A 7463-nucleotide genomic window follows, 5' to 3' on the forward strand; every position below is an offset into this window, starting at 1 on the left:
GCCCCGCACGCCGTCGGGGCGCCGGGTCGGCGCGCTGCTGGCGGGCGTGGCCATCGGCGCCGTGGCGCTGGCCTGGGTCGGCATCAACGACCGTGCGAAGGGGATGCAAGAGGTCGAGAGCTGGACCGAACGGCAGGCCGTGCCCACCGTTCGGGTGGTGCACGCCCGGCGCGGGCCCATGGACGAGGACCTGACCTTGCCCGGGTCGCTGAGCGCCTTCTACACCGGGACGCTGTATGCCCGCGCCAGCGGCTACGTCACGGCCTGGCATCGGGATATCGGCGCCCGCGTGCGCAAGGACGAGGTCCTGGCCGAGATCTCGGCGCCCGACCTCGACCAGCAACTCGCCGAGGCGCGCGCCACCCTTGTTCAGCTTCAGGCGGCGGTCGACCAGGCTCAGGCGAACGCCGATCTCAGCGCGGCCACCAACAAGCGCACCGCCCGCCTGGTCACGCAGGGCTGGTCGAGCGAGGAGCGCGGCGACACCGACCGCTTCACCGCGGCCTCGCGCACGGCGGCCCTGTCGGTGGCCAAGGCGAACATCGTCGCCCAGCAGGCCAATGTCGGGCGCCTGGAGGAACTGACGCGGTTCAAGGAGGTCCGGGCACCCTTCGACGGGGTCGTGACCGCGCGCAACGTCGACATCGGCGACCTGCTCACGGCGGGGGGAACCTCGGGACGGCCGCTCTACCGGGTCTCGGATCTCCACCGGGTGCGCGCCTACGTGAACGTGCCGCAGGCCTTCCTCGCCGTGATGAAGCCGGGGTTGAAGGCCTCCCTGCGCGTGCCGGGGCAGGAGGCGGCGTTCGACGCGGAGGTGACCTCGACCGCGAACGCCATCGCGGAGGATTCCCGAAAGGGTCTCGTGGAGCTCCAGGCCGACAACCCGGAAGGCAAGCTCTGGCCGGGGGCGTTCGTGGAGGTGCGATTCCACGTGCCCTCGGACCCGGGGACGTTGCGCGTGCCCGCCACCGCGCTGGTGTTCGACCGCAACGGCACGCAGGTGGCGCAGGTGGGCGACGACCACCGGATCGCGCTGAAGCCCGTGACGCTCGGGCGGAACCTCGGCAACGAGGTCGAGGTGCGCGCGGGCGTGACCACCGCCGAACGGCTGATCGACAATCCTCAGGAGTTCCTGGCGAGCGGGGATGTCGTCCGCGTCGCCGGAGAGGAGGCCGCTCCGCGTACCGCCTCGGCGAACTGACCATCGCCCCCGCGGCGGACGTTTCCCGGCCCCCGCGTGGTGCAGCGCGACCCGCCATCTCGAATGGGTCAGGCCGCCGTGCAGCCTGACCGCACGGCGATTTCGCCGGTCGCCGGCGGGCACGTCATGGCAACTGCACGCACCTAGAGCGGCGCCGTTCGTCTATCGGATACGCCCTATCGCCCGCCCTGCCGTCAGTCCGTCGGATCGTCGAACACTCCGGCCCACAAGCCGGCACGACGCCCCCAGGCCCGGTCGCTCGCCCGCCTGTAGGATGCCGGCGCGTCGCGGGCGGGCATCGCGTAACCGTTGGCGATCATCCAATCGCCGAGGTCCTCGTCACCGATTCGGCACGTCGCCTCGGCGGAACCGCTGTCTGGGCGATCGTGCCGCTCGCAAATCGGCTCCGCCGTCCCGATGCGTGCGATCATCTTCTCGCGGACTTGACGGCCGCACGCGTAGGGAACCTCGTGGGCGTCCCAACACGTCGCATTCGGTGCGGGCATCACGATGCCGAACAGCGTGACGGATCCGCCGTCGATCGTGAGGGTGGTCCTGTTGATCAGCGAGGCATGCCCCGTCGCCGGTTCCCCAGCCAACGCCGGTTTCCCCGCGATGGCGAGACAAGTGGCCAGGGCCAGCGTCAAGACGCGGTTGTCCGGGACCCGGGCCGGGGGGTGATGTCTTGTGGCCGGCGGCGGGCACAGGATCGTGCCGGCAATCGCCGCCACGACGGTCAGAAGGATGCCGATGATGATGGACATGGCCGTGCGGCTCCGCGAACGAGGGATCTGCGGAGCGTTCTGGCGGATCCTGAACCCGCCGGCCTGACGGAGCCCGTCAGCCTCCCGTCAGGTTGACCCACCCATGGTGCCAGTGTCCATGCCGATCCTCCGCATCCTTCTCGTCGCCGCCCTTTGCTCAGGTCTCGTCCGGATGGTCCCTGCGCGCGCGGACGACGACGCCGACCGGGCCCGTCGTGCCCTCGAACGCGGCGAGATCCGTCCGCTCGACGAGGTCCTGCGCGCCGCCCGTGCTGCCGTGCCCGGCGACGTCGTGGCCCTCGACCTGAAGCACCACGACGGGCACTGGTTGTACAAGCTGCGTATCCTCGGCGCGGACAGCAAACGACGCGACGTGAAGGTCGATGCGCAGTCGCTGCAGATCATCGACAGGGACGACGATGACTGACCTGACATGGAAACGCGTCCGATGCGGGTGCTAGTCGTCGAGGACGAGCCCCGCATCGCCGCGGACGTGAGCGCTGGCCTGGAGCGTGCCGGCTACGTTGTGGACGTCGTCGCGGATGGCGAGGCCGCGTGGTTCCGCGCCGAGACCGAGACCTACGACGCGATGGTGCTGGACTTGGGCCTGCCGCGCCTCGATGGCCTCGGCGTGCTCCGCCGCCTGCGCGCGGCCGGCACGATGGTCCCCGTGCTGATCCTCACCGCGCGCGATGGCTGGCGGGAGCGCGTGGAGGGCATCGACGCAGGCGCCGACGACTACCTCGCCAAGCCATTTCGAATGGAAGAGCTCGCAGCGCGGCTGCGCGCAATCCTGCGGCGCACCGCCGGCCACGCTTCGCCGGTGCTGCGCGCCGGCGCCGTTGAGCTCGATACGCGCACCCGGGCCGTCAGCGTCGCCGGTCGCGAGATCGACCTGACCGCGTTGGAGTACCGCCTGCTCGCTTTCCTTATGCACCAGCAGGGACAGGTGGTTCCGGCCGGCGAACTTCTCGACCACCTCCACGGCGTCGGAAGCGACCGCGAGGCCAACGCACTCGAGGCGCTGTTGACGCGGTTGCGACGCAAGCTCGGGCCGGGAATGATCGAGACCCGGCGCGGCCAGGGGTACCTCGTCCCCGCCGACCAACCGAAGGCGCCTGGCCGTTGAGGGCGGACTCCCTGCGCCTGCGCCTCGGGATCACCGGCGCCGCCTTAATCAGCCTCGCTCTGCTGCTGGCCGGCTTCGGCCTGACGATCATCTTCGACCGCGTGCTGGACGCCCGCACGGCCGACGAGCTCGACCGCTCGGCCAAGCTCATCGCCGGGCGCGTCGGACTGGCTTCGGACGGTGCCCCGACCCTGTCGCGCGAGCCGCCGGATCCGCGGTTCGCCACACCCTATGGCGGCCTGTACTGGCAGGTCGAGACGCCGGACCGGCGGTCCCTGCGGTCGCGCTCGCTTTGGGACAAGAGGCTCGAATCGTCGGGCCTGGACACGGGTGATGCGCCGATGGTCACCGATGCGACGGGACCGGATGGGGGGCGGCTCCTGTCCCTATCGCGACCGGTCGAGATCGATGGGGCCGGCGGAACGGCGACACGGTTGCGGGTCACCGTCGCCGAGGATCGGCGTGGACTGGCCGCGAGCCGGTCGACGTTCCTGCGCCTTCTTATGCCGTCGCTCGCCGCGCTGTTCGTGGTGCTGACCCTGGCGATGGCGGTCTTCGTCCATCGCGCGCTGACGCCATTTCGAACGTTGCGCGCGAGCCTTGCCGCGGTGCATGCCGGAACGCGCGAACGCCTCCCGGACGTCTTCCCGGACGAGGTTCGTCCGCTCGTGGCCGACCTCAATTCGTTGCTCGACGCACAGGAACGGGCGCTCAAGCGAGCGGAGGCCGGCGCGGCGGACATGGCACACGGACTGAAGACGCCGTTGGCCGTCATTGACGCCCTGATGCGCAGGCTCTCCGCAACGGAACCGCTTGTGGCGCAGCAGATCGCGGAACAGACACAGGCGATGGGCGGTCAGGTCGAGCGCACGCTGGCTCGAGCGCGCCTCGCGGGTGCTCGGGACCTGCGTCGCAGATCCTGTGGCGTGGCGGCGGTCGTGGACAGGCTCGTCGCCACGATGCGGCGGCTTCCCGAGGGCGACTCACTGGTCTGGGACGTATCTGTCCCTGCCGATCTGTCTTACCCGGGCGACGAGGGCGAGCTGATGGAGGTTCTGGGCAACCTGCTCGACAACGCGCGCAAGTGGGCACACCGGCGTGTGCGCGTCACCGGGACGCCGGACGGGGCGGGAGGCCGCTTGTCGGTCAGCGACGATGGGCCGGGGATGGACCCCACGGCCCTGGCCGGGCTGGGCCGTGGGGTGCGCTGGGACGAAAGCCGACCGGGCACCGGTTTCGGGTTGGCGATCGCCCGCGACGTAGCCGAGGCAGCCGGTGCCCGGATGGCATTCGGCGAGGCCGCCGAGGGGGGGCTGATGGTCGAGATGGTTTGGTCCTCCGGCTGAGGTCTTCGGCAGTCTTCCGCCGGCAGGGGACAGTCGAGACCGCCACGATGGTTATCCAGGCGGCTTCGCGAGCCCCTTGGCTCGAGACGGCCGCCGGCGCTGCCGGGACGCAGAGGCGGCCGTTGACGCTTCGAGCTCGAATCGAACGTCTGGTTCAAGGCCAAACGTCGGACGGGATCGACGCTTTACCCGGGAAGCAGACATCCGTTTTCTGCCGTTCCGGCTGCGGTCCGGTTCCCCCGTCACCGCGGTGGATCGCGCAGAATTTGCGAGTTTGGCAGCTACGGATGCCGGCGTGCGACCACCTTGCACGCCGCCGGGAACATCAAGTCCGTGCGTGTCGACCCCGGTATCCGGCGTCGCCTTAGGTGCCGGATGCCTGCGTTCGACAGTCGATCCAAGTTCGACCTGCCGGCTCCCGCTGAACCGCTGCCAGAGGCGTCGGCTTTGCGGCCAGTCCGTTGCCGCCGATACGATGGAGGCCAAGGCCGTCGACCTGCGCGGTGGCGACAGGTTCGAATGGCGGCTGATTGCAACTTGAGAGCGCGGATTCAACGCCCAGTGTAGCCTCTAATTAAGAATTCTACCTCTATAAATAAGTGCTTCCATTCGGCACGCTCGCTGGGCGGCCTGAGATCGGGTCCGATGTGCCATGAGCGCTGAACGGCACTACCTTGGCGCTGCCCGGCGCGAGACGCCGCGGAGCCTGCGGCCGAACGCGGGCACCCCCTCCCACTCCTGGGCGCGCTATCTCGACGTGATCCGGCACGGGCTGCTGATGATCGACGATGCGGGACGCGTAATCGTCTCGAATGCGCCGGCCGAGCGCCTGCTGACCAACTTCCTGCCGCCTTCGCGCGAACCGGGTGCCAGGCCGTTGCTTCGCGCCCTGTGCGCCGGGACTGCGAAACCGAGGCGCGAGGTCTTCCGATCCTTGCGCCAGGGACGCGATCGTCGCACGGCCGTTTCGTTCGAGGTCAGGGATCAGGGGCTCACGCTGCAGGTCGAGCTGAATCCTGCAGAGGAACAGGGTTGGATCGCGACGATCGAGGACGTCAGCGCGCGCAAAGCCAGCGAGGCGCGCGCCGACGAGGCGGCACGCCAGGATCCGCTCACCGGCTTGCCGAACCGGCTGCTCCTGCAGGAACGACTCTCCGAGGCCCTCGTGCGCCTCCATCGCAACGGCGAGAAGTGCGCGCTTCTCCTCGTCGACCTCGATCGCTTCAAGCCCGTCAACGACACGCTCGGCCACCCGATCGGCGACGCGCTCCTGAAGAAGGTCGCCGATCGACTGCGCTCGGCCGTGCGGCCCACCGACACCGTCGCCCGGATCGGCGGCGACGAGTTCATCATCGTGCAGGCCGGCATCCGCGAGGCCAGCGACACGCAGGCCCTGGCTCGGCGCCTCGTCGACCTGATCGGCCGAACCTACATGATCGACGGGCACCTCCTGACGATCGGGGCCAGCGTCGGCGTCGCGTTGGCGCCCGACGACGGGGACGCCTCCGAGACGCTCCTGAAGAACGCCGACCTGGCCCTCTACCGGGCCAAGGTCGACGGACGCGGCACGTACCGCTTCTTCGAGCCCGAGATGGACGCGCGCATGCAGGCGCGCCGCCGGCTGGAGCTCGACATGCGTCAGGCGCTCGCCCGCCGCGAGTTCCAGCTGCACTACCAGCCGCAGATGCAGCTCGACGGCGATCGGCTGATCGGCTGCGAGGCCCTGATCCGCTGGAAGCATCCCGAGCGCGGGGCGGTCTCACCACTGGACTTCATCCCGCTGGCCGAGGAGATCGGCCTGATCGTGCCGATCGGCGACTGGGTCATCCGGCAGGCCTGCCGCGACGCGATGCACTGGCCGGCGCACATGGCGGTGGCCGTCAACGTGTCCCCGGCCCAGTTCAAGAGCGACCGCCTGGTCGAGACGATCATGTCGGCGCTTGCCGGCTCGGGCTTGCCCGCCCGGCGCCTGGAGGTCGAGATCACCGAGGGCGTGCTGCTTCAGGAGAACGAGAAGACGCTGCGGACGCTGCATCGGCTGCGCGAGCTCGGCGTCCGCGTGTCGATGGACGATTTCGGCACGGGCTACTCCTCCTTGAGCTACCTGCGCTCGTTCCCCTTCGACAAGATCAAGATCGACCGCTCCTTCGTGAAGGACCTGTCGAGCAAGCCGGACGGCGACGCGATCATCAGGGCCATCGCGGGCCTCGGCAAGAGCCTGGGCATGACGACGGTCGCCGAAGGCGTCGAGACGCCGGAGCAGATGCAGCGCATCCGCGAAGAGGGCTGCACCGACGTGCAGGGCTATCTCATCAGCAGGCCGATACCGGCCGACGACCTCATGACCTTCCTCGCGAGCTACCCGCCGCACGCGTGATCCACCCCAGTCCCGGATAGTCTCTGATGAGCGAACTCTATCGCCTGGTCTACGCGAGCAAGAACCTGCTGAAGGGATCGGAGGCCGAGATGACGGCATCGATCACGCAGATCCTCGCGGCGTCGCAACGGAACAACGCCGAATCGGACGTGACCGGCGCGCTGATGTTCAATGCGGGGGCGTTCGCCCAGGTTCTGGAGGGACCGCGCCGCGAGGTCGAGGAGACGTTCGAGCGGATCCAGTGCGACGATCGGCACGGCGACGTGACGGTCCTTCAATGCGGGCCGACCGAGAAGCGCGGCTTCGCGAACTGGTCGATGGCCTTCGTCGGCCAGTCCGCCGGGGGACAGGCGCAATTCAGCCAGCTGGCTGCCGAGAGCGGCTTCGACCTCTCGCGCCTGGACGGCGACGCCGTGTTCGCGATGCTGCACGGGCTCGTGCTGGAGGAGGAGCGGGTGCCGGCCCCCGCGCCGATCGCTTCGCCGTCCGAGGATCTGCCCGCAACGGGCCTCGATGTCGAGCAGCTGCGAACGGAGATCGCGCAGCTTCGGCGAGAGGATGCGGCCCCCCGGATCCCGCCAGCGCCCGACGCGGTCCTGGCCGGCCCGATCGCGGTCGTCGGCCCGCGCGCCCGCCCGGGAGG

7 protein-coding genes are annotated in these 7463 nt (G+C 69.6%); 6 read left to right on the forward strand and 1 reads right to left on the reverse strand.

Going from position 1 to position 7463, the window contains the following annotated elements; translation table 11 throughout:
• A partial coding sequence (locus tag FV230_RS21475; protein ID WP_147843846.1) for an efflux RND transporter periplasmic adaptor subunit occupies nt 1-1204 on the forward strand: 1204 nt, incomplete at its 5' end.
• A 194-nt stretch (nt 1205-1398) separates the two neighbouring features.
• On the opposite strand, the gene FV230_RS21480 is transcribed toward FV230_RS21475, so the two are convergent.
• Nucleotides 1399-1968: a thermonuclease family protein gene (locus FV230_RS21480; RefSeq protein ID WP_147843847.1), complete on the reverse strand. Its 570-nt coding sequence runs from the start codon at nt 1966-1968 to the stop codon at nt 1399-1401.
• A 118-nt stretch (nt 1969-2086) separates the two neighbouring features.
• Between FV230_RS21480 and FV230_RS21485 the strand changes: the two genes are divergently transcribed.
• The 5 genes from FV230_RS21485 to FV230_RS21505 all read left to right on the forward strand — a co-directional run.
• Nucleotides 2087-2395 carry a PepSY domain-containing protein gene (locus tag FV230_RS21485; protein ID WP_187274690.1) on the forward strand — a complete coding sequence of 103 codons (309 nt, stop codon included), beginning with the start codon at nt 2087-2089 and terminating at the stop codon, nt 2393-2395.
• A 21-nt stretch (nt 2396-2416) separates the two neighbouring features.
• On the forward strand, nt 2417-3097 hold the full coding sequence (locus FV230_RS21490) for a response regulator transcription factor (RefSeq protein WP_147843851.1): 681 nt from the start codon (nt 2417-2419) through the stop codon (nt 3095-3097).
• Nucleotides 3094-4443, forward strand: a complete 1350-nt coding sequence (locus FV230_RS21495) for a HAMP domain-containing sensor histidine kinase (protein ID WP_147843848.1) — start codon at nt 3094-3096, stop codon at nt 4441-4443. Before FV230_RS21490 ends, FV230_RS21495 begins: the two co-directional genes overlap by 4 nt.
• A 652-nt stretch (nt 4444-5095) precedes the next feature.
• The gene (locus FV230_RS21500) at nt 5096-6820 is read left to right on the forward strand and encodes an EAL domain-containing protein (RefSeq protein ID WP_147843849.1); all 1725 of its coding nucleotides are present in this window, start codon (nt 5096-5098) and stop codon (nt 6818-6820) included.
• Nucleotides 6821-6846: 26 nt separating this feature from the next.
• Nucleotides 6847-7463, forward strand: a 617-nt coding sequence (locus FV230_RS21505) for a BLUF domain-containing protein (protein WP_147843850.1), incomplete at its 3' end; no start/stop codon positions are given.

The organism is Methylobacterium sp. WL6, assembly GCF_008040095.1.
In the GTDB taxonomy this organism is placed as follows: Bacteria; Pseudomonadota; Alphaproteobacteria; order Rhizobiales; family Beijerinckiaceae; genus Methylobacterium.